The organism is Acinetobacter sp. NigerLNRRAM0016, assembly GCF_054112845.1.
Map to the genome: position 1 here is coordinate 19,805 of NZ_JBSYVT010000004.1, position 26,330 is coordinate 46,134.

The 26,330-nt window shown below is 44.3% G+C and carries 26 protein-coding genes; 18 read left to right on the plus strand and 8 right to left on the minus strand.

Annotated elements, in window-relative coordinates; genetic code table 11:
• Nucleotide 1 precedes the first annotated feature (1 nt).
• The 10 genes from nuoH to ACWQ4X_RS04160 all read left to right on the plus strand — a co-directional run bounded on the left by nuoH (nt 2) and on the right by ACWQ4X_RS04160 (nt 9,400).
• Nucleotides 2-1,018: an NADH-quinone oxidoreductase subunit NuoH gene (gene nuoH, locus ACWQ4X_RS04115; protein ID WP_100242489.1), complete on the plus strand. Its 1,017-nt coding sequence runs from the start codon at nt 2-4 to the stop codon at nt 1,016-1,018.
• Nucleotides 1,019-1,036: 18 nt separating this feature from the next.
• Nucleotides 1,037-1,579 carry an NADH-quinone oxidoreductase subunit NuoI gene (nuoI, locus tag ACWQ4X_RS04120; protein WP_100242490.1) on the plus strand — a complete coding sequence of 181 codons (543 nt, stop codon included), beginning with the start codon at nt 1,037-1,039 and terminating at the stop codon, nt 1,577-1,579.
• Complete coding sequence (gene nuoJ, locus ACWQ4X_RS04125) at nt 1,579-2,097, plus strand: NADH-quinone oxidoreductase subunit J (RefSeq protein ID WP_171334098.1); 519 nt, start codon at nt 1,579-1,581, stop codon at nt 2,095-2,097. Before nuoI ends, nuoJ begins: the two co-directional genes overlap by 1 nt.
• Nucleotides 2,097-2,405: an NADH-quinone oxidoreductase subunit NuoK gene (nuoK, locus tag ACWQ4X_RS04130; RefSeq protein ID WP_044740950.1), complete on the plus strand. Its 309-nt coding sequence runs from the start codon at nt 2,097-2,099 to the stop codon at nt 2,403-2,405. Before nuoJ ends, nuoK begins: the two co-directional genes overlap by 1 nt.
• Nucleotides 2,402-4,291 (plus strand): NADH-quinone oxidoreductase subunit L, encoded by a 1,890-nt coding sequence (gene nuoL / locus ACWQ4X_RS04135; protein ID WP_161932654.1) that lies wholly within the window; start codon nt 2,402-2,404, stop codon nt 4,289-4,291. Before nuoK ends, nuoL begins: the two co-directional genes overlap by 4 nt.
• 7 nt (nt 4,292-4,298) lie before the next feature.
• Nucleotides 4,299-5,906 carry an NADH-quinone oxidoreductase subunit M gene (gene nuoM / locus ACWQ4X_RS04140; RefSeq protein WP_171334099.1) on the plus strand — a complete coding sequence of 536 codons (1,608 nt, stop codon included), beginning with the start codon at nt 4,299-4,301 and terminating at the stop codon, nt 5,904-5,906.
• A gap of 3 nt (nt 5,907-5,909) precedes the next feature.
• On the plus strand, nt 5,910-7,403 hold the full coding sequence (gene nuoN / locus ACWQ4X_RS04145) for an NADH-quinone oxidoreductase subunit NuoN (RefSeq protein ID WP_100242494.1): 1,494 nt from the start codon (nt 5,910-5,912) through the stop codon (nt 7,401-7,403).
• 122 nt (nt 7,404-7,525) lie between these two features.
• Nucleotides 7,526-8,161, plus strand: coding sequence for a uracil phosphoribosyltransferase (gene upp / locus ACWQ4X_RS04150; RefSeq protein WP_100242495.1), 636 nt, complete (start codon nt 7,526-7,528; stop codon nt 8,159-8,161).
• Nucleotides 8,162-8,244: 83 nt separating this feature from the next.
• Nucleotides 8,245-8,538, plus strand: a complete 294-nt coding sequence (locus tag ACWQ4X_RS04155; RefSeq protein ID WP_142769354.1) for a cold-shock protein — start codon at nt 8,245-8,247, stop codon at nt 8,536-8,538.
• 103 nt (nt 8,539-8,641) lie between these two features.
• Entirely contained in the window at nt 8,642-9,400 is a 759-nt protein-coding gene (locus ACWQ4X_RS04160) for a cold shock domain-containing protein (protein ID WP_457902822.1), read from the plus strand.
• Nucleotides 9,401-9,450: 50 nt separating this feature from the next.
• Here ACWQ4X_RS04160 and gigC read toward each other — a convergent pair whose 3' ends face one another.
• Nucleotides 9,451-10,329: a LysR family transcriptional regulator GigC gene (gene gigC, locus ACWQ4X_RS04165; RefSeq protein WP_100242498.1), complete on the minus strand. Its 879-nt coding sequence runs from the start codon at nt 10,327-10,329 to the stop codon at nt 9,451-9,453.
• An 85-nt stretch (nt 10,330-10,414) separates the two neighbouring features.
• Here gigC and ACWQ4X_RS04170 point away from each other — a divergent pair, with 85 nt between their 5' ends.
• Nucleotides 10,415-11,176, plus strand: coding sequence for a ferredoxin--NADP reductase (locus tag ACWQ4X_RS04170; protein ID WP_457902823.1), 762 nt, complete (start codon nt 10,415-10,417; stop codon nt 11,174-11,176).
• Between the two features lie 82 nt (nt 11,177-11,258).
• Here the strand turns inward: ACWQ4X_RS04170 and ACWQ4X_RS04175 are convergent, their stop codons facing one another.
• On the minus strand, nt 11,259-11,681 hold the full coding sequence (locus ACWQ4X_RS04175; RefSeq protein WP_100242500.1) for a hypothetical protein: 423 nt from the start codon (nt 11,679-11,681) through the stop codon (nt 11,259-11,261).
• Nucleotides 11,682-11,931: 250 nt separating this feature from the next.
• On the opposite strand from ACWQ4X_RS04175, the gene eat reads away from it, so the two are divergent.
• The 6 genes from eat to ACWQ4X_RS04205 all read left to right on the plus strand — a co-directional run bounded on the left by eat (nt 11,932) and on the right by ACWQ4X_RS04205 (nt 18,427).
• Nucleotides 11,932-13,377: an ethanolamine permease gene (gene eat, locus ACWQ4X_RS04180; protein WP_457902824.1), complete on the plus strand. Its 1,446-nt coding sequence runs from the start codon at nt 11,932-11,934 to the stop codon at nt 13,375-13,377.
• A gap of 12 nt (nt 13,378-13,389) precedes the next feature.
• Nucleotides 13,390-14,775: an ethanolamine ammonia-lyase subunit EutB gene (locus tag ACWQ4X_RS04185; protein ID WP_457902825.1), complete on the plus strand. Its 1,386-nt coding sequence runs from the start codon at nt 13,390-13,392 to the stop codon at nt 14,773-14,775.
• 15 nt (nt 14,776-14,790) lie between these two features.
• The gene (eutC, locus tag ACWQ4X_RS04190; protein WP_457902826.1) at nt 14,791-15,612 is read left to right on the plus strand and encodes an ethanolamine ammonia-lyase subunit EutC; all 822 of its coding nucleotides are present in this window, start codon (nt 14,791-14,793) and stop codon (nt 15,610-15,612) included.
• Nucleotides 15,613-16,227: 615 nt separating this feature from the next.
• Nucleotides 16,228-17,910, plus strand: coding sequence for a mechanosensitive ion channel (locus ACWQ4X_RS04195; protein ID WP_457902827.1), 1,683 nt, complete (start codon nt 16,228-16,230; stop codon nt 17,908-17,910).
• A 65-nt stretch (nt 17,911-17,975) separates the two neighbouring features.
• Entirely contained in the window at nt 17,976-18,131 is a 156-nt protein-coding gene (locus ACWQ4X_RS04200; RefSeq protein WP_457902828.1) for a hypothetical protein, read from the plus strand.
• 146 nt (nt 18,132-18,277) lie between these two features.
• Complete coding sequence (locus ACWQ4X_RS04205; protein WP_171479141.1) at nt 18,278-18,427, plus strand: hypothetical protein; 150 nt, start codon at nt 18,278-18,280, stop codon at nt 18,425-18,427.
• Nucleotides 18,428-18,516: 89 nt separating this feature from the next.
• Here ACWQ4X_RS04205 and ACWQ4X_RS04210 read toward each other — a convergent pair whose 3' ends face one another.
• The 5 genes from ACWQ4X_RS04210 to ACWQ4X_RS04230 all read right to left on the minus strand — a co-directional run bounded on the left by ACWQ4X_RS04210 (nt 18,517) and on the right by ACWQ4X_RS04230 (nt 24,089).
• Nucleotides 18,517-19,716: an NAD(P)/FAD-dependent oxidoreductase gene (locus ACWQ4X_RS04210; RefSeq protein ID WP_457902829.1), complete on the minus strand. Its 1,200-nt coding sequence runs from the start codon at nt 19,714-19,716 to the stop codon at nt 18,517-18,519.
• A gap of 64 nt (nt 19,717-19,780) precedes the next feature.
• Nucleotides 19,781-20,650 carry a 1-aminocyclopropane-1-carboxylate deaminase/D-cysteine desulfhydrase gene (locus ACWQ4X_RS04215; RefSeq protein ID WP_457902830.1) on the minus strand — a complete coding sequence of 290 codons (870 nt, stop codon included), beginning with the start codon at nt 20,648-20,650 and terminating at the stop codon, nt 19,781-19,783.
• A gap of 63 nt (nt 20,651-20,713) precedes the next feature.
• Complete coding sequence (locus ACWQ4X_RS04220) at nt 20,714-21,847, minus strand: HlyD family secretion protein (RefSeq protein WP_457902831.1); 1,134 nt, start codon at nt 21,845-21,847, stop codon at nt 20,714-20,716.
• Nucleotides 21,848-21,876: 29 nt separating this feature from the next.
• Nucleotides 21,877-23,526, minus strand: a complete 1,650-nt coding sequence (locus ACWQ4X_RS04225; protein WP_142769345.1) for an MFS transporter — start codon at nt 23,524-23,526, stop codon at nt 21,877-21,879.
• Between the two features lie 14 nt (nt 23,527-23,540).
• Entirely contained in the window at nt 23,541-24,089 is a 549-nt protein-coding gene (locus ACWQ4X_RS04230) for a TetR/AcrR family transcriptional regulator (RefSeq protein ID WP_457902832.1), read from the minus strand.
• A gap of 279 nt (nt 24,090-24,368) precedes the next feature.
• Between ACWQ4X_RS04230 and ACWQ4X_RS04235 the strand changes: the two genes are divergently transcribed.
• The gene (locus ACWQ4X_RS04235) at nt 24,369-24,560 is read left to right on the plus strand and encodes an NF038215 family lipoprotein (protein WP_374527931.1); all 192 of its coding nucleotides are present in this window, start codon (nt 24,369-24,371) and stop codon (nt 24,558-24,560) included.
• Nucleotides 24,561-24,669: 109 nt separating this feature from the next.
• Here ACWQ4X_RS04235 and ACWQ4X_RS04240 read toward each other — a convergent pair whose 3' ends face one another.
• Entirely contained in the window at nt 24,670-26,283 is a 1,614-nt protein-coding gene (locus ACWQ4X_RS04240) for an oleate hydratase (RefSeq protein WP_457902833.1), read from the minus strand.
• Nucleotides 26,284-26,330 lie beyond the last annotated feature (47 nt).

The window sequence follows — 26,330 nt, forward strand, 5'->3', positions numbered from 1 at the left end:
CATGAATCAAGAAATTATACGTCAAACACCGCTCTGGGCTGAGAACTGGCCGATTGCGTACTCTGTGATTCAAGCCATTGTCATTTTATTGGTGGTGGTTCTGATTGCAGCACTGATGTCATTTGTAGAGCGTCGTTTGCTCGGCTTATGGCAAGACCGTTACGGTCCAAACCGCGTAGGTCCTGGCGGTATGTTCCAGATCGTTGCCGACATGCTGAAAATCATGTTCAAAGAAGACTGGACACCGAAGTTTGCCGACAAATTAACCTTCCGTTTAGCACCAGCAGTTGCGATGGCAACTGCGGTCCTGTCGTTCATGGTCATTCCTATTAGCCCGTATATGGGTGTAGCAGACATGAGCATTGGCTTATTGTTCTTTATGGCAATGGCAGGGATTGCGGTTTATGCAGTGTTATTTGGTGGTTGGGCTTCAAACAACAAATATGCATTACTCGGTGGTCTACGTTCTGCTGCGCAAACAATTTCATACGAAGTGTTCTTGGGTATTTCACTCATGGGTGTGGTTGCAATTGCAGGCTCATTCAACATGCGTGAAATTGTAGAAGCACAACGTGATGTTTGGTTTGTTATTCCTCAATTCTTAGGCTTCATGATCTTTGTGGTTGCGGGTGTTGCGGTAACTCACCGTCATCCATTTGACCAACCAGAAGCAGAACAAGAATTGGCTGAAGGTTACCACGTTGAATATGGCGGTATGAAATGGGGGATGTTCTTCGTTGCGGAATACGTCAACGTCGTTTTAATCTCTGCACTTATCGTAACTTTATTCTTCGGTGGTTGGTTAGCGCCATTCAACCTTGAGATTTCGTTCATTCCACCAGCATTCTGGTTCATTATCAAAACAGCATTCTTCGTAATGATGTTTGTATTGGCGCGTGGTTCATTAATGCGTCCACGTTATGACCAAGTAATGAACTTTGGTTGGAAAATTTGCTTGCCATTGGCATTGGTCAACTTACTTGTGACTGGTGCTGTGATTCTGATGAATCAGGCCTAAGACAGCAGGGAGAACAAAATGTATAAGTTTCTAGCTGGAGTTGGGTCAATTGTACGTTCATTGTGGATGGTATTCAGCCACGTGACGCGTAAACGTGACACGATTTTATATCCAGAAGTACCAGCTGAAGAAATCGTACCACCGCGTTTCCGTGGTCGTATTGTATTGACGCGCGACCCAGATGGCGAAGAGCGTTGTGTAGCATGTAACTTATGTGCTGTTGCGTGTCCAGTTGGCTGTATTTCACTACAAAAAGCGGAAAAAGAAGATGGTCGTTGGTATCCAGAATTCTTCCGTATTAACTTCTCGCGTTGTATTTTCTGCGGGATGTGTGAAGAAGCGTGTCCAACCACTGCAATTCAGATGACACCTGATTTCGAATTAGGTGAGTACGTTCGTCAAGACCTTGTATATGAGAAAGAAAACTTGCTCATCTCAGGTCCTGGTAAATACCCAGACTACAATTTCTATCGTGTTACAGGTATGGCTGTAACAGGTAAAGAAAAAGGTCAGGCGCAACGTGAAAGCGCACCTGTTGATGTACGGAGTCTATTACCATGATGTGGCCGTTTTATTTGATGGCACTCGTGGCCATCGTTTCTACGGTTCGTGTAGTTACTAACGCGAACCCTGTACATGCGTTACTTAGCTTGATCGTGTCTTTGCTTGCTGTTGCAGGAATGTTCATGATTGTCGGTGCACCATTTGCGGGTGCACTGGAAATTATCGTTTATGCTGGCGCGATCATGGTGTTATTCGTGTTCGTGGTGATGATGCTGAATCTTGGTCAACATACCGTTGATCAAGAGCGCAAATGGTTAACATCATCTGCTTGGGCTTATCCAGCACTTATGAGCTTCCTGATGGGCTTGGTTTTGGTTTGGATGTTAGGTTCAGACTACACCACAGCAGGTCCTGTAATGGGCACTGAAATTGTTGGTCCGAAAGCCGTTGGTCAAGCACTCTTTACTCACTACTTATTATTGGTAGAAGTTGCCGCGATGTTATTGCTTGCAGCACTAGTTGCAGCATTCCACTTAGGTAAACGTGAGCCAAGTGCAGAAGAGGACAAAGAATAATGGGCAACATCCCTTTAGAACATGGTTTGATCGTTGCAACCATTCTTTTTGCACTGGGTTTTTACGGTGTAATGGTGCGACGCAACCTATTATTTATGTTAATGAGCCTTGAAATTATGATGAATGCCGCTGCGTTGGCATTCGTTTTGGCGGGTAGCGCATGGGCACAACCAGATGGACAAGTCATGTTCATTCTGATTTTGACTCTTGCTGCGGCAGAGGCTTGTATCGGTCTTGCGATCGTCCTTCAGTTTTATCATCGCTTCCATCATTTGGATGTGGATGCTGCTAGTGAGATGCGCGGATGAGTTATTTATATTTAACAGTTTTATTCCCGCTAATCGGTTTTGTGTTATTAGCGGCGGGGCGCCAGAATTTACCTGAGAAAGTTGCAGCGATTATTGGCGTTGGGGCTGTAGGTTTATCTGCTTTATTTGCCCTTATTGCGGGGATGGATTTCGTTAATAATGGTTCTGCGCCACAAGTTCAACACTTGTGGACTTGGTTCCAAGTTGGCGATTTCGCACCCGGCATTAGCTTGCACTTAGACGGCTTGTCATTGTTGATGATGGGCATGATCACAGGTGTAGGTTTCCTGATTCATATCTTTGCGTCATGGTACATGCGTGGTGAAGAAGACTTTGCGCGTTTCTTCTCTTACTTCAACCTGTTTGTTGCAAGCATGTTGTTGCTGGTTCTTGGCGATAACTTGGCATTGTTATTCTTAGGTTGGGAAGGCGTAGGTCTGTGCTCGTACTTGCTGATTGGTTACTACTACCAAAACCCAGAAAATGGTTTTGCGGCAATCAAAGCATTTACAGTAACGCGTGTTGGTGATGTGTTCTTACTGATTGCATTGTTCTTAATCTACCAACAGTTCGGTACATTAAACATTGCTGAAGTGGTTGCTGCGGCACCTACAGTATTAACGCAAGGTTCATCGATGGCAATCTGGACAGCATTGATGTTGTTCCTAGGTGCTGCAGGTAAATCTGCACAAATTCCACTGCAAACATGGTTGGCAGATGCGATGGCTGGTCCTACACCAGTATCTGCATTGATCCACGCAGCGACAATGGTAACTGCGGGTGTATATCTCTGCTGCCGTATGTTCACTGTATTTGAAATGGCACCTCAAGTGATGATGTTCATTTCGATTACGGGTGCTGTGACCTTGTTGGTGGCTGGTTTTGCTGCATTGGTTCAAACCGATATCAAACGTATCTTGGCTTACTCAACCATGAGTCAGTTAGGCTATATGTTTATGGCTGTCGGTGCTGAAGCATACCAAGCGGGTCTGTTCCACATGCTGACTCACGCATTCTTTAAGGCATTATTATTCTTGTCTTCTGGTGCAGTGATCTTGGCTTACCATCACGAACAAAACATTTTCAAAATGGGTGGTTTGTTCTACAAGAATAAATTCCTGTTTGCTTGCTTCGCGATTGGTGGCGGTGCGTTGGCTGCAATTCCATTCATCACGGTTGGCTTCTTCTCGAAAGATGCGATCTTGGGTGCAGTATGGATGAAAGGTCAGGCGGTTGCATTATATGACTGCTTGTACTGGACAGGTGTTGCAGGTGCTTTCTTAACTTCAATTTATACATTCCGTTTAATCTGGGTTGTATTCTTTGGAAAAGAAAATACGCCATATCACGAAATCAAAGGCGTGACTTACTGGGGTCCTTTGGCAATTTTAGCAACGCTTTCAACATTCGTTGGTGCAGCACTTAAAGCACCTGTGGAAAGCATTTTGAATGCTGCAAAAATTCCAGCGGTCATTATTCCAGAAGCGATGGAAGCAGGTGTACACGGTGCAGAACATATGGCCGTGGGTATTGCGCTTGCTGGTCTTGTGATTGGTGTGATCTTATTTGCTTTTGCTTACGGTGCAGTGAAAAGTTTTGCGAAAACTTCATTGGGTGCAGGTTTGGCGAATATTTGCCGTAATGCACTCGGTTTCGATACTTTGTATGACCTGATTTTCGTAAAACCATATTTACTGATTGCTAAGATTTGTGGCCGTGACCCAATTGATGGTTTATGGCTGGTATTACCTGCAATTGTGAAAGCTGGTAACGGCTTTACAAGCTCTCGTCAAACAGGTTCATTGCGTGAATACGCTTCGAGCATGTCACTGGGCATTGTGGTTCTACTGATGATCTTAGTTGTGATTCAGGTAGTGGGGAAATAAGATGGAAATCACAAACAACATGGTTTTGCCCGCGCTGATCCTCGTACCGTTCATTGCAGGTTTTTTATGTTGGTTGGTCGACAAGCTCGACCAACAACTACCACGCTATATTGCGCTCGTGGGTATGCTCGTTACTTTGGGTTTAACTATCGCTTTATGGCAAACGGGTACTTACAGCTATGAATTGGGTGCAAAAGTCCCAACATGGTCTGCAGAGTTTTTCTTGCCGTGGATTCAAACCCTCGGCATCAATATTCACTTAGCAATTGATGGCTTATCATTATTGATGGTGGGCTTGACTGCGCTGTTGGGTATTTTGGCAGTTGGTTGTTCTTGGGGCGAGATTCAAAAGAACGTAGGCTTCTTCCATTTGAACCTTTTATGGTCATTGGGCGGCGTTATCGGTGTATTCATTTCGATTGATATGTTCTTGTTCTTCTTCTTCTGGGAGATGATGCTTGTTCCAATCTACTTCTTGATTGCACTATGGGGACATCGTGGTGCAGATGGTAAATCACGTGTTTACGCTGCAACCAAGTTCTTCATCTATACGCAGGTTGCTGGTTTAATCATGCTCATCGGTATTCTAGGCCTTGTGGTTTATGGATACATGATGACAGGTATGATCGGCTTCGATTACAACTACTTGTTAGGTGTAGCGAATACGCTTGATGCTCAGCTTCCAGCGGTTGCATATGCATTCATGTTGTGTTTGTTTGTGGGTTTTGCAGTAAAACTTCCTGTGTTCCCATTACACGGCTGGTTACCAGATGCGCATGCGCAAGCACCTACAGCAGGTTCTGTAGACTTAGCGGGTATCTTGATTAAGACGGCTGCGTACGGTTTACTTCGTTTCGTTATTCCGTTCTTCCCAGCGGCTTCTGCACAGTTTGCAGACATCGCAATCATCATGGGTTTAATTGGTATTTTCTACGGTGCTTGGTGTGCTTTCCAGCAAACCGACATGAAGCGTCTGTTGGCTTATACTTCAATTTCTCACATGGGCTTCATCTTACTTGCATTGTATGCAGGTAACATTTTGACCTTCCAAGGTCTGATGATCATGATGTTGGCGCATGGTTTATCTTCTGCTGCACTGTTCATTATGTGTGGTCAGGTTTATGAGCGCTTACATACACGTGACATGCGTTTGATGGGTGGTATTCGTGGTCAATTCCAATACCTTTCATTCTTCCTCATGTTCTTCGTGGCAGCTTTAGTCGGTATTCCTGGTTTAGGTAACTTCATTGGTGAGTTCCTGATCTTAATGGGTTCTTATGCGAAGTTCCCTGTATTCACGATTTTGGCTGCAATCAGCTTAGTATTCGCTGGTCTTTATGGTCTGATTTTGATTCACAAAGCTTTATTTGGTACGCCAAATGAAGAGCAAAAACAACATTACGCAAATCCACTTAAAGATTTGAATGCGCGTGAAGTTGGTATCTTGCTCATTTGTGCATTTGGTCTGCTTTGGCTTGGTCTCTACCCACAAACCTTCCTTGATATTTCAAATTCAAGCATGGCGTGGTTAGCAAACAGCTATATTCCAGTTCAAGAAGTCGTTGACGTTGTGCATCAAGCATCTGTTCAACTCGAAAATGTGGAGATGCAATAAGCCATGAACTTCACAATGTCTTTTTCTGAGCTTATGCCATTAGCTCCTGTAATGATCGTGGCGTTGACCGCGGTCGTTGTGATGATTCTCACTTCGATTAAACGTAACCATAATTTAATCGCAACAGCATCTGTGGTCGGCTTAAACCTTGCTGCGGCAAATATTTTATTGAACATGTTTGGTGGGCAATTTGCACCATCAAACGTGATGGGCATGTTCATGGTGGATCCGTTCACCATGCTCTATCAATTGGTCATCTTAATTGCTTCGCTTGCATGCTGTACGTTGTCACATGCTTATATCGAAACTTATAAAGATAACCGTGAAGAACTGTATATCTTAATGCTGTGCTCGGTCGCGGGCGCAATGTTAATGGTGGCAAGTTCGCACTATGCGTCGTTCTTCATTAGCTTAGAGTTAATGTCGATTCCTGTTTACGGTATGTTGGCGTATACGCATCAGCGTGCAAACTCATTAGAAGCGGGTATTAAATACCTCGTGCTTTCTGCAACAGCTTCGGCAATGTTGTTAATGGGGATGGCGTATATTTATGCTTATACCGGTTCATTGTCTTTCTATGAATCTTTCCAAGCATTAATGCAAAATATCCGTCAACCAATGGTACTCCTTGGTTTAGCACTGATTATTTTTGCAGTAGGCTTTAAGCTTTCATTGGCTCCATTCCACAAATGGACGCCAGACGTTTATGCAGGTGCACCAGCGCCGATTGCAACCTTCCTTGCAACCGCTGCGAAAGTTGCGACCATTGGTTTGTTTGTCCGTTTCTTACTGACTTCTGGCGCGATGTTAGTTGAGTCTTTAGTTACGATCATCACAATTATTGCAGTGCTTTCAATTCTGGTGGGTAACTTCTTGGCAGTACGTCAAGTGAACTTGAAGCGTATTCTCGGTTATTCATCGATTGCACACTTCGGTTACTTGCTGATTGGTTTAATCAGCATGACCTATGCAAGCTTAGGCAACGTATCAGTTTACGTAATCACTTATGTGTTAACCACGATTGGTGCATTCGGTGCAGTCGCGCTGATGTCTAGCCCATACAACAATGTTGATGAAGCAGAAAGTTTGGCGGATTACCGTGGTTTATTCTGGCGTCGTCCAGTGTTAACTGCAACCTTAACTGTCATGATGTTGTCTTTAGCGGGTATTCCATTAACTGCTGGCTTCATTGGTAAGTTCTTGGTGGTGATGGCTGCAGTTACGACTCAGCACTGGTTCTTAGCTGCCATGATTGTGGTGGGTTCAGGTATTGGTTTGTACTACTACCTTCGTGTGATGGTGGTGATGTACATGACACCACCAGATACGCCACGTATTGACGCGGTTGATCATTGGGGTCAAAAAGTGGGTGGTATTATGGTATTACTCGCAGCACTTGCAGTCTTGGTGATTGGTATCTATCCAGATCCAATTATCAAAATGGCATTGCAAGCTGAGATTTTATCGCCATTACATTTCATGTTAACCCGTCAATAATTGTAAAATTATCGTGTTAATCAAAAAGCCCTCGCCAGTCGGGGGCTTTTTTTTCTTATAAGATTTATAAAAAACATTTATAATAATAGGAATTATGTTTTTATCTTTTTAGGTGTACTCCCGTGGCTATTCATGAAATTCGTCATCCACTGATTCGTCATAAACTTGGCTTATTGCGTCGTGCTGATATTAGCACCAAGAATTTCCGTGAATTGGCTCAGGAAGTGACCATGTTGCTGACCTATGAAGCCACTAAAGATTTACCAGTGGTGGATCATGAAGTTGATGGTTGGGCTGGTAAAGTGACGACCCAGCGCATTGCCGGTAAAAAAATAACGGTTGTGCCAATTTTACGTGCGGGTATTGGGATGTTGGATGGTTTCTTAAACCTGATTCCAAGTGCCAAAGTTTCAGTATTGGGCTTAGAGCGCGATGAAGAGACCTTAGAAGCGCGTACTTACTATAAAAAATTGGTCCCAGATGTCCAAAACCGTATTGCGATGATCATTGACCCAATGCTCGCTACAGGTTCTTCATTGGTTGCAGCGATTGATGTATTGAAAGCCAGCGGTTGTAAAGACATTCGCGTGATGGTTTTGGTTGCGGCACCAGAAGGCATTAAAAAAGTTGAAGATGCGCATCCTGATGTGACGATTTTTACTGCATCAGTAGATGAAGGTTTAAATGCGCAAGGTTATATCGTGCCTGGTTTAGGTGATGCAGGCGATAAAATCTTTGGTTCGGTACAAAAAGATTAAGGGTGGCTATAGCCTAAATGGGAGGCTGTGATAGCCTCTTTTTTATGCGTTAGCTCGCTAGTTTCCAGAAAAGGGGAAAATGAATGAAATCTGAGTTTCAACAAGGAAAAATTAGACAATACAACGCAGATAAAGGTTACGGTTTTATCGCGACGTCTGAAGAGGATATTTTCTTTCATATCTCTGATTTTCCGCTTGCCGATGGTGAGCCGAAACGTAACGAACGCGTAAAATTTTTAGTGGTTGAAAATGGCAATAAGCTGAAAGCCATTAAAATTGAGCGTGTAGAAGATAACTCTGCGAAAGCCAAGAAATCCAAAGTGTCTACGCACAATAAATCGATTACTTCTGCTTTATTGACAAACTTTAGACGTTGATCACGAAGCAAGGGCATTATTTTTTTTCGAATTAAACAAAGAGACTTTAGGGTCTCTTTTTTATTGATTAGAATAGAAAAAAATAAAAAGTTTAGGGCGCATTATGTTTCTTGAGGGGAAGATCAAGCACTACAACTCTGCACGTGGCTTTGGCTTTATTCAGGTTGAGGATGAGCCACAAGATGTCTTTTTCCACATTAAAGATTTCCCGAGCTGGCACATCAAGCCGAATGAGGGAGAGCAGCTCAAGTTCCGCATTGTCGAAGAGCAAGGAAAATTTAAGGCATCCGATATTGTGCGGCTTGATTTAAAACCAGAGGATGATCAGCCACTTTTTGAGAAGCAGAGCTTTAATTACCAATCGGTGCCGCCTGCAGAGAAAATCATTCTGCCCAAGAAACCGAGATCACGCTTAAAATACATTATTTTATTGGTGCTGGTTGTGATTGCTGGATCAGGTTTTGTGACCTATCAAAAAGTTCAGGATTATCGTGTCGCCAAACAGCTAAAAGCGGAACAACTTATTCAAGAACAAAAGCGAATTGTGGAGCAACAGCGTGAGGCTTTGGGTCATTTGCCTGATCGTATTCTGTCAGCGCAGGGGCGTAAGAATTTAGATACGGTGGGCTATGCCGTGAATGCACAGCATGTGAGTACCACTTCATCGGCGCCGTTAGAAGCATCAAAACTTGTAGCTGTTCAAAAGAACGAACAGGTTTCCAAATTCACATGTGATGGACGAACTCATTGTAGCCAAATGCATTCTTATGAAGAAGCTGTATTTTTCTTAAGAAATTGCCCAAGTACTGAAATGGATGGAGATGGGGATGGAATTCCATGTGAACGTCAATTCCATCGTTAAATAGCAAGCATAAGAATACTCCCATCTGGGAGTATTTTTACACTAGCGGATTAACCTTCACAGAATTTCATAAAGGCTTTTAAGCCTGGTCCTTGATACTTTTGACGATGTACTAACATGAATAAAGGACGGGAAAGTTGCCAGAATGGGGTATTGAGCACCACCAATTGACCTTTTTCTTGTAACGGTTCAATGGCAAGTTTCGAGATACAGGACATACCCAAACCACCTGCTACAATTTTTAAAATAGCTTCGTTATGCCCAAGGGTTAAACGAATATTGGCGTCAGGCAAGTCTTGCAAGATGGCATTGTCAAACACCTCACGTGTACCTGAACCTTCTTCACGCAAAATCCATTCGACATGATCAAAATCTGCAGGACTCAATTCGCGATTCAAACGAGCCAGTGGATGATCTGGTGCACAACATACCGCCAGTTCATCATCACGCCAATGGATGCATTGCAATTGGGGTAAATGACAAGAACCTTCAATCAGGGCTAAATCCAACTGGAATTGATTTACCGCTTCAATCATCTGGCGAGTATTGCCGACTTGGAGTTGTAAATGTGCTTGCGGTTGAATTTGTAAAAAGTTGGCCATCAGATCAGGCATTAAATAATCGCTAATGGTTAAGGTTGCCCCTAAACGCAAATCGATACTTTGTAACTCGCCTTTAGCCGCTTGTTCAAAGGCTTCACAGCGACCCAGAATTTCAAGGGCTTGAGGCAAAAGAAAGCGACCTAAATCATTCAATTGCAGACGTTTACCTAAGCGGTCAAACAGTGGAGCCCCTAAGCCATCTTCCAGATCTGCCAGTGCCATACTTGCAGCACTTTGAGTTAACTTCACCGCGTCACTGGCTTTAGTCACGGTGCCTTCCTGAGCGACTGCTACAAAAACAGCCAATTGGCGTAAAGTCATGCGCATGAATGTAGCCTTAACATTTAAAAAATATTAATAAATTATATTGTCATGCTAACATGAGCGCAGTCTTTGATGCCACGTCGAAATCATGTCAATTGAAAAATTTAGCGTAGAAAAGGTTTTATCTGTTCAGCGTTGGACCAATACTTTATTTAGTTTCACCATGACACGTCCTGCACATTTTAAGTTTACCGCAGGTCAATTTGCCCGTATTGGTTTAAAAGTCGGGGATGAATTGGTGGTTCGTGCGTATTCAATTGTGTCCTCACCGTTTGACGAAACCTTGGAATTCTTTTCAATTGTGGTACCCGATGGGGCATTTACCTCCAATTTGCAACACTTGCAAGTGGGCGATGAACTGTATTTAGAGAAAATTCCTTACGGATTCTTGACGCTGACCCGTTATCAGTTGCCATTGCCTCAGGACTTATGGCTGTTGGCGACAGGCACGGGTTTGGCGCCTTTTGTGTCCATGTTGCAAGACTTTGACACATGGAGCAAATATAAACATATTCATTTGGTTTACAGTGTTCGCACTGCTTGCGAATTGGCTTATGTAGAGCGTATTCAAAAGATTGCGCAGACTTTTGGTGAAGGGCATACAGGCTTTAAATTTGTGCCGATTGTGACCCGTGACCCGCAAGCGCCTTTACATGAGCGTTTGCCGATATTGATTGAGAATGGTGCACTTGAACAAGCAGTTGGCTGCCAGTTCAATCCTGCAACCAGTCATGTGATGTTGTGTGGTAATCCGCAAATGGTGGAAGACACCAAAGAGGCATTAAAAGCACGCGGTTTAACCATGAATCGCCGTGGTGAAGGCAATATTGCGGTCGAAAATTACTGGTAAGTGCCAAAGTCATTCAGATGGAATGGCTGAGTCTAAAATGAAAAAATCCTCCCAAATGGAGGATTTTTTTTATTGCTTAAACTTAGTGAACAAACATATCCATAAAATCTCGGATTTCATAGATGGCACTGTCTAAATCGGTGCTGAGCCATGTTGGTTCAAAGAAACCTGCATAATATTCCAAACGGTCGTGCGGAACCACTAAACGGACAGGGCATTCTTCTTCCACTAAACGCCACGGCAGAATCGGAACTTCATTGTCCAGAAATGCGGCGACATTACGAATATCCACAATCATGGCGTTCACACATTCTGGAAATGGCATGACGGAAAATTCTTCGGTACGACGACGGAAATATTCTAAATCACCCCATTTCAGCACATAGCTTGGCTTGGTAAATTCAATAATACCAATCAGATGCTGATCACGTGTGTAGTGTAGTGCACATTGATGTGTGACGTCGGTGTCAAGATCAAGTGTGACACTCTGTTGACTATACGCCATAAGGATTAGGAGCATTCAAAACGAGGTGCGTGATTATACTCCAATTTCACATTCATGCGGCAGATTGGTTACATATTCTTTGTGGTTGCTGGACTGATCTGAGTCATTCACATGTGAGGAAAAAGCGCGAGTTTTTACATCCAGAATAAGACATGGATTTCTCGTATAAATCCAAATCATTTTGACCTTAAAGTCAAAACTGGTACAGCTTATGCATTGGATTTAAGTATCTAGCGAGGTCGAGGTGCTTATGTCAAATGTTAAAAGTGTCGTTGCAGAAGCCAATCCCCATCATCATGCCAATAGTGAGTATTTTGCACAGCGCAAACTCAAACAAGGCGCGGTAGGCTGGTTACTATTAATTGGGCTTGGGGTTGCCTATGTCATTTCGGGTGACTTTGCAGGCTGGAACTTTGGCTTAGCACAAGGTGGCTGGGGTGGCATGTTTATTGCCACCATCATCGTCGCAATTATGTATTTGTGTATGTGCTTGGCCATGTCGGAGATGTCGACTATGTTGCCGACGGCAGGTGGAGGCTATAGCTTTGCACGGACTGCCTTTGGACCTTTGGGTGGCTATTTAACAGGTACTGCGATTCTGATTGAATATGCCATCGCACCCGCGGCCATTGCCGTGTTTATCGGTGCCTATTGCGAATCTTTATTTGGGATTAGCGGCTGGTTCGTCTATTTACTTTGTTATCTATTCTTCATGGGGATTCACCTAAAAGGTGCAGGGGAAGCCTTAAAAATTATCTTCATCATAACTGCGTTGGCAGCCGTGGCATTGCTGGTCTTTATTGCAGCAATGTTCCCTCATTTTGACAGTCAGAAATTATTGGATATTCCTGTTAAAGCAGATGCGGCTGGGGCAAGTACTTTTTTACCTTTGGGTTATTTGGGTATTTGGGCGGCTGTGCCTTATGCCATCTGGTTCTTCTTGGCAGTGGAAGGTGTGCCTTTGGCGGCAGAAGAAGCCAAGGAGCCACATAAATCCTTACCGCGTGGTTTGATCGGTTCAATGCTGATTTTAGCAGTATTTGCCTTGGCAATTTTGTTCTTGGGCGCAGGCGCAGCTGGCGCAGATAGCCTCAAAGAATCAGGGGCCCCTTTGGTCGATGCGCTAAAAGTGGTGTATGGGGAAAATACGTGGTTGGCTGGTTTTGTTAACTTTGTGGGTCTGGCAGGTTTGATCGCCAGTTTCTTCTCGATTATTTATGCTTATTCCCGTCAGATTTTTGCCTTGTCACGTGCAGGTTATTTACCGAAGAAACTTTCATTAACAAATAAAAACCATGCACCTCATTTAGCCATCATTATTCCTGGGGTGATTGGGTTTATGCTGTCTTTATCGGGAGAGGGGGATTTACTGATTTTGATGGCAGTTTTTGGTGCCACCATTTCCTATGTATTGATGATGATGGCGTATATTAAATTGAAAATTGCCAAACCGAATCTGCCTCGTCCCTACAAAGCACCCGGAGGGATTGTGACTGCTTCAATTGCTTTGGTCTTGGCGGCAATTGCGACGGTTGCAGGCTTTGTGGTGGATCCGAAAGTCTGGTTTATGGCAGCAGCCATTTATGCGGTGTTTATCCTGTATTTCTTGATCTATAGCCGTCATCATTTGGTCGCAGGCACCCCAGAAGAAGAATTTGCCAATATCCAAGCCGCAGAACAAGAATTAAATAGCTAAGGAGTGTGGGGAGTGAGCTATCGGATTAATGTCGCGCATCAGCATTATGTGTTTGTAGATTTGAAAACACTCATGGCGAAAGCCACACCTGAACGCTCTGGAGATCAGTTGGCAGGCATTGCCGCGCAGGATGCAACGGAACGTGTCGCAGCGCAAATGTGCTTGGCAGATGTCCCCTTAAAACAGTTTTTGAACGAAGCCTTGATTCCGTATGAGCAGGATGAAGTGACCCGACTGATTTTAGATGAACATGATGCCGAGGCATTTTATCCTATCTCCCACTTCACGGTGGGAGATCTGCGGAATTGGTTATTGAGTGCGGATGCTACGACTGAAAAATTGACTGCACTTCAGGCGGGTTTAACGCCAGAAATGGTGGCAGCCGTCAGCAAGATTATGCGTAATCAGGATTTGATTCTGGTGGCTAAAAAATGCCGTGTGATTACCCAATTCCGCAATACCATCGGCTTGGAAGGACATCTATCGACCCGCTTACAGCCCAATCATCCGACCGATGATGTATTGGGCATTTCTGCCAGCATTTTGGATGGTTTGATGTATGGCAATGGCGATGCCGTGATTGGCATTAACCCTGCGACAGACAATTTGCAGAACCTGTCAGAACTGCTCAAGCTGCTGGATTACATTATTCATGAATATGACATTCCCACCCAGTCTTGTGTGCTGACCCATGTGAGTTCAGGTATTCAACTGGCGAATAAAAATGTGCCGATTGATTTAATGTTTCAGTCCATTGCAGGCACGGAACAAGCCAATAGCGCTTTTGGGATTAATCTGGCGTTATTGAAAGAAGGATATGAGGCTGCCCTGAGCTTAAAACGGGGTACGGTGGGTCAGAATGTCATGTATTTTGAAACGGGTCAGGGCAGTGCATTGTCCAGCCAAACCCATCATGGGGTGGATCAGCAAACCCTCGAAGCCCGAACTTATGCAGTGGCACGTAAATATCATCCTTTTCTGGTCAATACTGTGGTCGGCTTTATTGGTCCTGAATATCTCTATAACGGTAAACAGATTATTCGGGCAGGCTTGGAAGATCATTTCTGTGGCAAGTTGTTGGGTGTGCCAATGGGCTGTGATATTTGTTATACCAACCATGCCGATGCCGATCAGGATGATATGGATGTATTGCTGACCCTTTTAGCCAATGCGGGGATTAACTTTATTATGGGCATTCCGGGTTCAGATGATGTGATGCTGAATTATCAAACCACCTCTTTCCATGATGCCCTCTATATTCGCCAGTTATTAGGGCTATCGCCCGCACCTGAATTTGCATACTGGTTAGAACAGCAAGGCATTTTGAAACAGCAATCTTCACTGCTGGAATGGCCGCAGCAGATGCCCGAAAAATTCTCGCGCTTGCTGCTATCATAGTTTGGGGAGAGCTTGATGAAACTACATTATGATGTGCAATATACCCCACGGTTTGAGAAAAACAGTTGGGAACAACTGAAACAGTTTACCGATGCCAGAATTGCTTTGGGACGTACAGGGGGCAGCCTGCCGACGCGTCCACTGTTAGAGTTTCAATTGGCACATGCCCAAGCCAAAGATGCCGTATTAAAACCGCTAGATCTGGACATGTTGAGTCAGCAGTTGCAACAACAGCAGATCGAATTCGTACAGGTCAGCAGTTGTGCGCTAGATAAAGATACTTATTTGAAACGTCCCGATTTAGGACGAGAGCTATCCGAAGCTTCAAGGCAAATGCTTAAAACGATGCAATCCGAAACAGGTCAACAGCCCTATGATGTCTTGATTGTGGCGGGTGATGGCTTGTCTGCACGGGCAATTGAAGATAATGCCGTTAGTTTGATTGCCAAACTGCAAGCCGCTTGTGTACAGCAAGGCTGGACAGTCGCACCTGTGGTCATTGCGACGGGAAGTCGTGTTGCCTTGGGCGATGAAATTGCACAAATTTTGCAGGCGAAAATGCTGGTGATGCTGATTGGGGAACGCCCTGGATTGAGTTCGCCTGATAGCATGGGCATCTACTATACCTGGAAAGCCAAAAAAGGGTGTCATGATGCCATGCGCAATTGTATTTCCAATGTCCGCTCTGCAGGATTGGATGAAGTGACCGCCGTGCAACGCTTAATGGCATTGATGCGCAAGTCTGAACAACTCCAGCTTTCTGGGGTCGATTTAAAGGATGAGCATGAAATGGTGATTGAGCAGGAGCAAGTGCAATTACCGCATGGTATTTTTTGAAAGAAGTGACTAAAGTCAGCAGCAATAATCCATGAAGCTGCTTGATCTACAAATGATTTACAAGCGCTCACGATCTCATAATGCTTCTTCACACAACTTTATATTTTTTGTTGATAGTATAAAAATTCAACAAGGGATGAACATAGTGAGGGGACCATGGTACATGATTTCAATAAACCGCCTCATGTCACGAGTGCTGAAGAAATAAGACAAAAAAAACGCTTACCAGTGTACATGCTTATCTTAGTCGGTATCTTTTTCTTAGCACTTGTGGTGTACATGCTCTCAAGCGGAACGCCAAATTAGGAATGTGCAACGGGGATTGTCCTTGAAAAAACGAGGATGGGGTTCGATGCAAGTATTCACGGTGAATTTTCTTGAGTTAAACGCATATTTTTAAGTTTCTGAATTTGATGATACAAAAGCTCTGACTGAACCAGTTGGGGCTTTTTGCTATTGGGGTGTTCCCTTTTGTTGTAATTCTGCATATGTGTGTTGATTAAAAAAAGTACAAATCCTAAGGTGGATAAGTACCTCGTGACTTTTAAATCAAGATAACAATTTAGCCTTAAATGAGCTGAAAAATTTGCAGAAATAAAAAAGAGGGAAAATCACATGAATGATTTTTTTGACGGTGGGATGCGAAATCCTGAAATGCATGGCTGGTATTTCTGGGACCAGTTCTATCCTATTTTGGCGGCAGTTGCGATTTTGCTGATCGGCTGGGTGATTGCCTTGGTCATTGCCGCTGCGGTGAAGAAGGTTTTGTCCAAATTGGGCACCAATCAAAAACTCTCAGGTGCGACAGGGCACCGTTCCAATATCGAAAATATCGTTTCTAGAATTGTGTTTTGGATTGTACTGTTGATTGCCGTGATTGGTGCGTTAAATGCCTTGAACCTGACCAGTGTCAGTGGTCCATTCAGTAACATGATTCAACAGTTCTTATTGTTTATTCCTCAACTTTTGGCTGCGGCTGCGGTCGCGTTTATTGGCTGGATTTTTGCCAATTTGGTGAAAGTCGGGCTGAAAAAACTGCTGGATCGGACGCAACTGGATGAAAAGCTGAGTGAAGATGTCGGTGTCAGCCCCATCAGCCAGAACATTAGCGAGATTGTCTATTGGTTGATTTTGTTATTATTTCTTCCAATTGTGCTGTCGATTTTAGGTCTGACGGGCTTACTGTTCCCAATTCAAAATATGTTGAATGAAGTCATTTCCTATCTACCTAATCTGTTTATTGCCATTGTGATTGTCTTTGTTGGCTATATTTTGGCGAAGATTGTCCGCGGCATTTTAGAAGGATTGGTACGTAGTCTAGATCTGCAAAGCCAAGCACAAAAAATCGGGCTGTTTAAAAACTCGAACTTGGCGCAAGTGCTGGGTTCATTTGTATTTGCCATCGTGATTATTACGGCACTGATCATCGCTTTTGAAGCACTCGGAATTGATTCCATTTCACAACCTGCAACGGCAATGTTGTACGAAATTATGAATGCGATTCCGCAGATTATTGCAGCGGGTTTGATTCTGATTATTGCTTATGTGGTGTCACGTTTTGTCGCCAATTTGGTGGTAGATGTGGTGGCAGGAACAGGTGTTGACGACATTCCAGCAAAACTCGATATTCAGCGCTTTCTGGGTTCGACCAAAATTTCATGTGTCGTGGGTTATCTGATTGTATTTTTCACCATGCTGTTTGCGGTATCCGAAGCTGCGAACCGTTTGGGGCTAGAGCAAGTCAGTCTTTTAATCTCCATGTTTATTCAGTTTGGTGCCAATATTCTATTGGGTGCAGTCATCTTGGTGATTGGTTTCTGGCTGGCAAATCTGGTGGCCAATATTGTGCAACGTGGTGAATATCAAAGCTCGCTATGGTTAGCCAGTCTGGTTCGTGTGCTGATTATGGGACTGGTGATTGCCATGGGTTTAAAAGCCATGGGTATTGCCGACTCCATTGTTAATCTTGCTTTTGGTTTAACGCTGGGAGCCGTGGCTGTCGCCTTTGCTTTAGCCTTCGGTTTAGGTGGACGTCAACCTGCGGAACGAATTCTTAGCGATTTGATAGACTGTGCAAAAAAACAGGCGAAACAACCGAATACAGATCAGAAGATCAAAACAGAACCGATGATGACCAGTTCGACAACGTCGCAATCTCAATCGCAGTCTCAAGGTGAGCAGGTGGTTCCTGATGAGTTGCTGGTCGACCCTGAGCAAAAACCATTGAATAATCCATATGGATCTACGGGTGAAGCCGAGCAGGATGTGGATGTTCAGCCAAAAGATGACCCGAAATAACGTGTTCAATTTTATTCAGATCGATCATGCTTAGGCAGATCGATCTTTTGGAATGAGGATAGACAATGAAAAATAAAACACCGAATAAAATCATTGCCCCAATCATTATTGCGGGTATTACCTTTGGATTTTTAGCCAGCGCTTACAAATTTATTTTTGCAGCACAGGTGAAGCCGCAGCAAGCAGCGGAAGTAGAAGATTCAGAGGAACAATGGTTCTAATACTTTATGCTGAGAGCATCGCATTTTAAATTTTAGTGTGCTATTTATAGAAAATAGTCAGCATAAACGTGTATTTAGTTTAATACCGCTGACATATTTTGCAAGCATACTTGGACGTAGAAACAACAACAATGAAGGGGATCATCATGTTAAAAATATTTTTGTCACGCTTAAATTTAGTGACCGAAGTTGCGACTAACACACAACAACAGTGTTTAAACCAAATGCAAAAAGCGATTGAGCGTGTAGATGCTAATTCACGCGTGAATTTATTGCGTACCGACTATTTAGAATAAGTGTTGAATTCGTGCATAGATAGAATGCTATGCGCTAGAAAACGAAAATAGGCAGGGTAAATGACCCTGCCTATTTTTATTTTAAGTGATTAAACATATTGCGATGCCGCATGCGCCGATGACCATGCCCACTGGAAGTTGAAACCACCTAAATGCCCAGTCACATCGAGCACTTCACCGACAAAGTACAGCCCTTTTTGCTTTTTACTTTCCATGGTTTTGGATGAAACCTCAGTGGTATCTACACCACCTAAAGTCACTTCCGCAGTACGATAACCTTCGGTTCCAGAAGGTTTAACTTCAAAGGCTTGTAAGCGGCTAGCAATCTGTTGCAGCTTTTCATTGCTGAGATTGCCAATCGCGGTTTCGGCTTGTTCTAACCAGATCAGATTTTGTAGTTCAGCCACCACACTCTTCGGCAAATGTTCAGCAAAAAGGGTGCGGAGTAGCACTTTCGGTTGGCTCTTTTTCTTCTGCATTAAGAATTCAAGCACGTCGAGATAAGGCAGAAAGTTGATTTTAAAACTTTGTCCGACGTCCCAATAGTTAGAGAGTTGCAGCGAGCTTGGTCCACTGAGCCCACGGTGAGTAAACAGCAGTGCTTCGGTAAAACTATTGAGCTCGTTCGATAAAGTTGCATCGACCGCATTACCACTAAGTTTGGTGGTGACTTCTTTAAACTGGTCAGAGAAAGCAAACGGCACTAAACCTGCGCGGGTTGGATAGACATGATGTCCAAACTGTTTGGCAATGTCATAGCCAATTCCCGAACCGCCTAGGGTTGGAATGGATAAACCGCCTGAGGCAATCACTACAGATTCGGTTTCAAAATATCCCAGCGTGGTCGTGGTTTGAAAACCGTGATCATCCAGTGCGGTGATGGCTTTGACTTCGCAATTGGTTTTAATCTCGACCAGTCCTGTTTTTTCACATTCCGCCAATAGCATGGCTAAAATTTCTTTGGCGCCATTCAGGGTGAATAACTGGCCGTGCTTACGTTCTTCATATTCAATGCCATATGCACACACCAAGCCGATGAAATCCCAGTTGGTATAGCGGGTCAGGGCAGAAATCACAAAGTGCGGGTTATGTGAAATAAAGTTGCTCGGCTCGACATACAGGTTGGTAAAGTTACATTTACCGCCCCCCGACATTAGAATTTTTTTGCCGACTTTATTGGCTTTTTCAACCACCAGCACCTTACGTCCACGTTGAGCTGCCATATAGGCTGTCATTAAGCCAGATGCACCTGCACCTAAAACTAAGACATCATATTGATTTGCAGACATGGCATACTCACGGGAGAACAAAGCAGGGCATTATAGACCATCTTTTTTGCTTTTTCAGGACTATCTAAAGTTGCGCTAAGCGACCTTGTAGTCCGCCTGAATGAATTACCAAAATCCGACTATGTGCAGAAAACTGCCCTTGTTGAATCAGCTCAAACACTCCCATTAGCATCTTGCCTGTATAGACTTGTTCAAGCGGAATCTGGTAGCGCTGCTCAAAGGCTTGAATAAATTGCAGTAGTTCAGGTGTGGTTTTGGCATAGCCGCCACAACAAAATTGGTCGGTGATTTGCCAGTTGGTTTTATGGGTGAGTTGCTGTACTTCTGTGGTGAGAAAATCCCCTTTTAAAGCCGAAAAGCCGAGTACATGCTGATGTGTGCTACTCGCTTCAATTAAGCCTGTCATGGTGCCGCCAGTCCCAACCGCACAGCAGATCAGATCATAATTTTCACGATCCTGCGTATTCAGAATTTCTTGGCAGCCCTGTATCGCGAAGGGATTGGTACCGCCCTCAGGAATTACATAATAATCAGGGTAGTCCTGCTGTAGTTGAGCCAAGTAATCGGAGCTTTGTTTGAGGCGATAGTTTTCACGTGAAACAAACTGCAATTGCATGCCAAATTGTTGTGCTGTGCTTAAGGTCTGATTCAGTGGCTTGGATGCCAGTTCTTCCCCGCGAATAATTCCTAAGCTTTCAAAACCAAAGCACTGTGCTGCATACGCCGTAGCAGCAATATGATTGGAATAGGCGCCGCCAAAGGTCAGCAATTTTTTATAGCCCTGCTGCTGAGCAGCCAACAGATTGTATTTCAGTTTAAAAAACTTGTTGCCCGAAATCTGCGGATGCACCAAATCCAAACGCTTGATGGTGATCTCAAACCCATCCACATGAATGTGCTGATAAGGAATGCTTTGGGCAATTTGGTCAAACATCAGGTTTTCGTCGGTCAGATTTGTTGCATAGTTTAAGTGAAGGCTTGGATTTCTGCACAGGAATTAGTGCTGTGCAGAGCGGGTATCCACAGAACTGATCACGGACATGCCTGGACGTAGGTTTTCAATGCCTGTTTGATTTGGATCAATGGCGATGCGTACCGCAATGCGTTGCACCACTTTGGTAAAGTTACCTGTGGCATTGTCAGCTTTCAGCACGCTGAATTCAGAACCCGCGGCAGGGGAAATCTGTTCCACATGACCCGTAAATTTTTGATGATTCAGCGCATCGACGCTAAACCATGCTTTCTGCCCAATTTTCATATGGGCAATTTGGGTTTCTTTAAAATTCGCCGTGACCCAAGTTTGTTGTGGAATGAGATACAGCAATTGTGTACCTGCAGCTACATATTGCCCCACGCGCGGATTGACTTCACCGAGTTGTCCATCCATTGGTGCAGTAATGGTGCTGTAGTCTTTGGTGGTTTTGGCCTGATCCAATTGTGCTGCGGCATTGGTGACTTGAGCCTTTAAACCGGTTTCTGCGACTTGTGCAGTTTTCAATGCTTCTTGAGCAACCAGTACATTGGCTTGTGCCTGTTGCAGCAAAGCCAAATTATTTTGGGTATCGGCAACCGCTTGGTCTTGTTCCGATTTGGATGCAGCGCCTGAGTTGCCCAATTGCTGATATCGCTGCTGTTGTGCTAAAGACAGTTGATAGGCTGCGCGTGCCTGTTCCACTTTGGCTTCCGCCGCCACAATATCGGCTTTACGTTGGGCGATGCTTTGGGTTTGATTCGACAGGTTATTTTGTGCCTGATCGACCCCAGCTTCTGCCTGTGTGACTTTTTGATCATAGGTGGTGGCATCAATATGCATCAGCACTTGCCCTTGTTTGACATGATCAAAATCACTGACCAGCACATCTTTGACATAACCATTGATTTGCGATGACAGCACCGTGGTTTTGCCTTTGACATAACTGTTGTCTGTCGACTCAATGGCACTGTCAAAAGGACCAATTTTCCATGCCCATAAAATAATACCAATACCGATGAGCAACACCAAAAGCATCAGAATTAAGGTTCGCTTTGCCGTAGGAATCAGCTTGCTTGGTGGTGCAGCGATCGTCATCGGCTGAGGCGCTGCCCGCTGAGCTTCTTCGGAGGATGTTGCAGGTTTTTGATCTTCAGACATAACAGTTTCTCGATAAATAGGGCAATAGGTTAGGAATTTGGCAGCTTGGCTTGTTGCCGCAATTGATACTGATTACGTGCAATGAGGAATGCACCCCACAGTAACAGCAGCAGGGCAATCACGCCGTTTAAACTAATCACATCGTTATAGGCACGCACTTGCGCTTCACGGGTCACCACTTGATTCAGTGTCTTTAAGGCTTGCTGCTGTTCTAGGCTTTGATCGAGGGTGTAGCTGTGCGAGCTTTGTTGATAGCTTTGCAGGCGCTGTGCAATCAGCGGGTTCGTTTCAGGCAACTGCCGAATAATTTCGGCACGATACTCTTGGGTGCGCATTTGCTGATAGGTGGAATAGAACGAGGAGCCAACCAAGCCTCCAAAGGTTTGCGTGGCAGAAAACAGCACAATAAAGGTCACAATATGGGTTGGCCCTTTTTGCATGGCACTCATAATTCCCGTCACCAGCAAGGGACCAATAAATACGCCACTGGCAAAGCCGACCAGAAACTGACTGCCATAAAAATTGGCAGGGCGAATATCACTGGTGAGATGAAAGTCGAGACCGCAGGCAATCAGCACCAAGGCTTCGGCTAACAGCAAATGCCAAATAATCCGTTCACGCGAAAAGGTGATGGCACTGAATAAGGTGCCCGCAACAATCCCAAAAAAGATAATGCTATACAGCGGTACAAACTGGTCAGGCCCCATGCCCATAGTTTTTAAGAAATTCACCGCGGCATAGCTTTGCTCGGACATCAGAAAGCGAATCGCAAATGCTCCAATAATGAAGCGAATGGTCGATGCTGCCCCAAGCCAACGGGTCATAATCAGGGGATTAACCCGATAGTGTTCATACACCAAACCGATTACAATCAGGCTGAAACCTGCAATCAGCAGATATGCTAGCCATTTCACTTCCAGCCACCATAAAATCGGACCTTGGGTCAGTACAATACACAGCAAGGCAAACCCAGGGGCGAGTAGGGCAAAGGTCAAGAAATCCTGCTTTTCAAACACGGCAATTCTTAAGCTGCGCGGCAATTTTAATGACACCACCATGGCAAAACAGCACAAGGCTAAGCCAATTTCAAAGGTGTACAGCACATTCCAGTTATTCACGTCAATCAGGTAAGGCGAAATGATCCACGCCAAAGGAATGCCCAGTTGTTGAAAGCCCAATGCCAAATAAATACTGCGTCCAAAATCTGCCCGTTTAAAGGCTTGCATGATGTAATACATGCCCAAAGAACTGAGCGGAGCCGCGACCATCCCGCTGATAAAACGTACCAAGACCGCCATTTCAAAGGTGTGCACAAAGAGATGCAGCACCAGTACGGCAATGAACATCACCAAGCCAATTTCTGAAAATAAGCGTAAGCCGTATTGCTGGCGGGCTTTGAATAAAATCAGGTTGGAACTGACATTCGCCATGACATAAGCTGCAGGAATCCATGCTGCTTCCGAAGGGGTGAGTCCATATTCACCCTGAATTAAGGGCAAATTGGCGGTAATAAACCCATTACTTAAACTTGCGGACAAGGCAATAAACAAGCCAATACAAAAATACAGAATACGTTTGGTCTTGGAATGCGCAATCACCGCGGGCGAACCAGGCAGTGTGGGTTTTTCTTCGGGTGTCCAGTCGGGTGCGGGTTCAAGCAGGCGCGGAGTTTGTGACATGATCAGCCCGCCTTCTATGCCCGAATACCATTCAGCAACAGTTCAATGGCACGCTGTGCCAATTGCTGTTGTTCCGTATCGGTTAAGCCTTGAAAGGAGGTGCGTAGAATCGCCGTGATCATGGCATAGTCTTGGGTAGTTAAATCGGGACGACAAACTTGATGGCGAATGGCTTGGTCTATCAAGGGCTGCAAAATCGCATCACGCCGCGCATAGATGTCCACCATAATTGGGTCATCACGTTCAATCACCCGCCAATATTCCATCAAGGCAGTCAAATAAGGTAAGTTATAGACATGGTTCTGAATGAGGCGGATAAAGCCATCGTCATATTGAGAAAACTCGGCAGCTCTTTGCGCGAGTCGTTCCAAGGCTTGTTCCATCAAGGCAATCACCAGCGCGCGACGGTCAGCAAAATTACGATAAAAGGTTGCGCGTCCGACTTTGGCTTCATCAATCACCAGTTGTAAAGGCGCATTAATGCCGTGAGTACGGAATATTTGGATCGCGGCTTCCAGTAATTCCTCTCGGTTTTGAGCGGCACGTTGTTGGCGTATGGTCATGATGCGCAGATTTTGTAGCAGACAGTCCTAATATTTAACGGACAATTTTGTCCGTTGTAAATCATCTTGCCTGTAAGATTTTGTAAGCAGAATTCAAATGCATCATTTGATTAAACATTTTTCAGCTTATTTCTTTATACAAGTGAAGCGGTTTTTATTTTGATCAGGTGTTTTTCGGAAGATCGATTCAGCCATAAAAAGTAGTCACAAAGCCGATAGGATTTGAAAATGAATAGTGCTATGCTGAAATTAAAATAAGAAAAGAAGCGAGGGTATGCGATGAAAAAAGTATCCTTCATCCTGATGTGCCTTGTGGCAGGATTGCTTAGCGGGTGTGATGCAAAGGATGATCTGAATAAACCGAAAACTATGGTGCGCAGTATGGTCATTGGGGGTATGCCTGTGGCAGATCAAGATTATAAATTGATGGCACAAGAACAAACGGCGCATGCGAAGGTAGCCCGTCCTTAGTTTTAACCGTCTATGCCAGTTGAATGTCATACAAGTATTTCTTCAGCCCGTCTAAATTGAAGTCATAAAAAAAGAGCATCAATTGAAGATGCTCTTTTTTATGAATGAATTAGTGGAACACTGCTTCTAAGGCTTTTAAGCCCACTTTCGGGTCGAGCAGCCCATTGTAGATTTCGGGGATGTCGCGGGTGACTCCAAAAAATTCATAAATGGCCAGCATTGCGCCGCGTACCGAGTATTCGACGGTAAACACCACATCATCTTCGATTTCGACAAATTGTCCCAAGAAAGCAAAATTTTGCGAGCCTTTTGGAATCACCAAAGGTCGATCCCCTGATTTACGGCAGGCAAACAGGGCAGAGGCATAAGGCATCATGACAGTTGTCACTTCGGTGTTTGCTAAAACATGCTCCAAAATATCGTCAAAACCGAGCTGTTTGATGAGTTCAGTTAAGATTTCTTGTCCTGTAGCTTGTGACATTGGTTTTTTGATGTAATCACCGATATGGTCAATTTCGAAACCATAGCCCCACAGGGTAAAGGTATTGTCGGGTAAATTGGCAAAGTGCGGTTGTGCAGGTACCACAATGGATAAATGCCAGCCTGACTCAAACCATGTCATGAGCGCACCAGTACCCGGCTCATTGCCTGTATAGCCAACAATACGCTTCAGCAAGACGTCATCTTGCATGGTCAGAGTGAACGACTCCCATTTGTGCTCATCCACATTGCCATAAAAACTCATGGGACGTCCGAAATCGGCTGCCTTTTTCGATAAAGTCTCCCATAAACGCCAACCATGGTCTTGTCGATCTCGAATTAATTCAGGCACATCATGATTACCGCCGTAACGTGAATCTGCGGTAATCGAACCCAAGGTAAAGATGGCAAGATCATGTTGTTTCAGATCAATTTCTTCTTTACCTTCAGGAAGTTTGACATACAGTTTTGTTGCACGACGTTCTTGCGTACTTTCATCGCTACTAAAATCGGCATCAGTCACATAGTGACCAAAACGCACATCGACTCCTTGTTCGACCAGCCAGCGCTGTAGAGGATAAATCATGGAATCGTACTGGTTGTATTTGGTTCTTTTCACGCCAGCCAAAGTATGAATGCGAGGGAGTTCCTGAATAAAACGCAAGAAGTAGCGTCTTAATTCGGCTGCACTGTGCCATTTTTGAAATGCAAAAGTGGTGCGCCACATACGCCAAAAATTACTTTGGAAAAAGCTGTCATCAAAAAACTCATCGATGCGTCGGCTGCCAATCCGCTCTTCTTTTGATGCCAGTAAACGCAGCATTTGTGCACGATGTAAGTTGCTTAACCCTAATTTTGACGCATCTAAGATGTGGTGTTCAGCATCGATTAAACGTGCGCGAGCATGGGTTTTGATCTCAGCATTAAATGCACGACATTCTTCACGAACAGAAATGTCTGGATTTTCTAAAGAGGGAATTGAGGAAAATAAATCCCATAAACATAAATAGGTTTCATCGGTGAGCATGCGACCACCACGTGTGACCCACGCATGTGCCGCTTGAGGTGTTTCACCTCCATCCATGGAACCACCTGCAATATTGAGTTCTTCTAGAATATGAATATTTTGCGCAGGCACTTTTGCATCACGGATAGCAAAGGCTGCGGCAGCCATACCTGCAATACCACCACCAATGATCCAGAGATGTGCTTGTTTGGCGTCGAATGTTGTCTTATTCGGCATGGATAAAACCTCGTTTGTCATTTTTTATCAGAAAGTAAAATAAACCC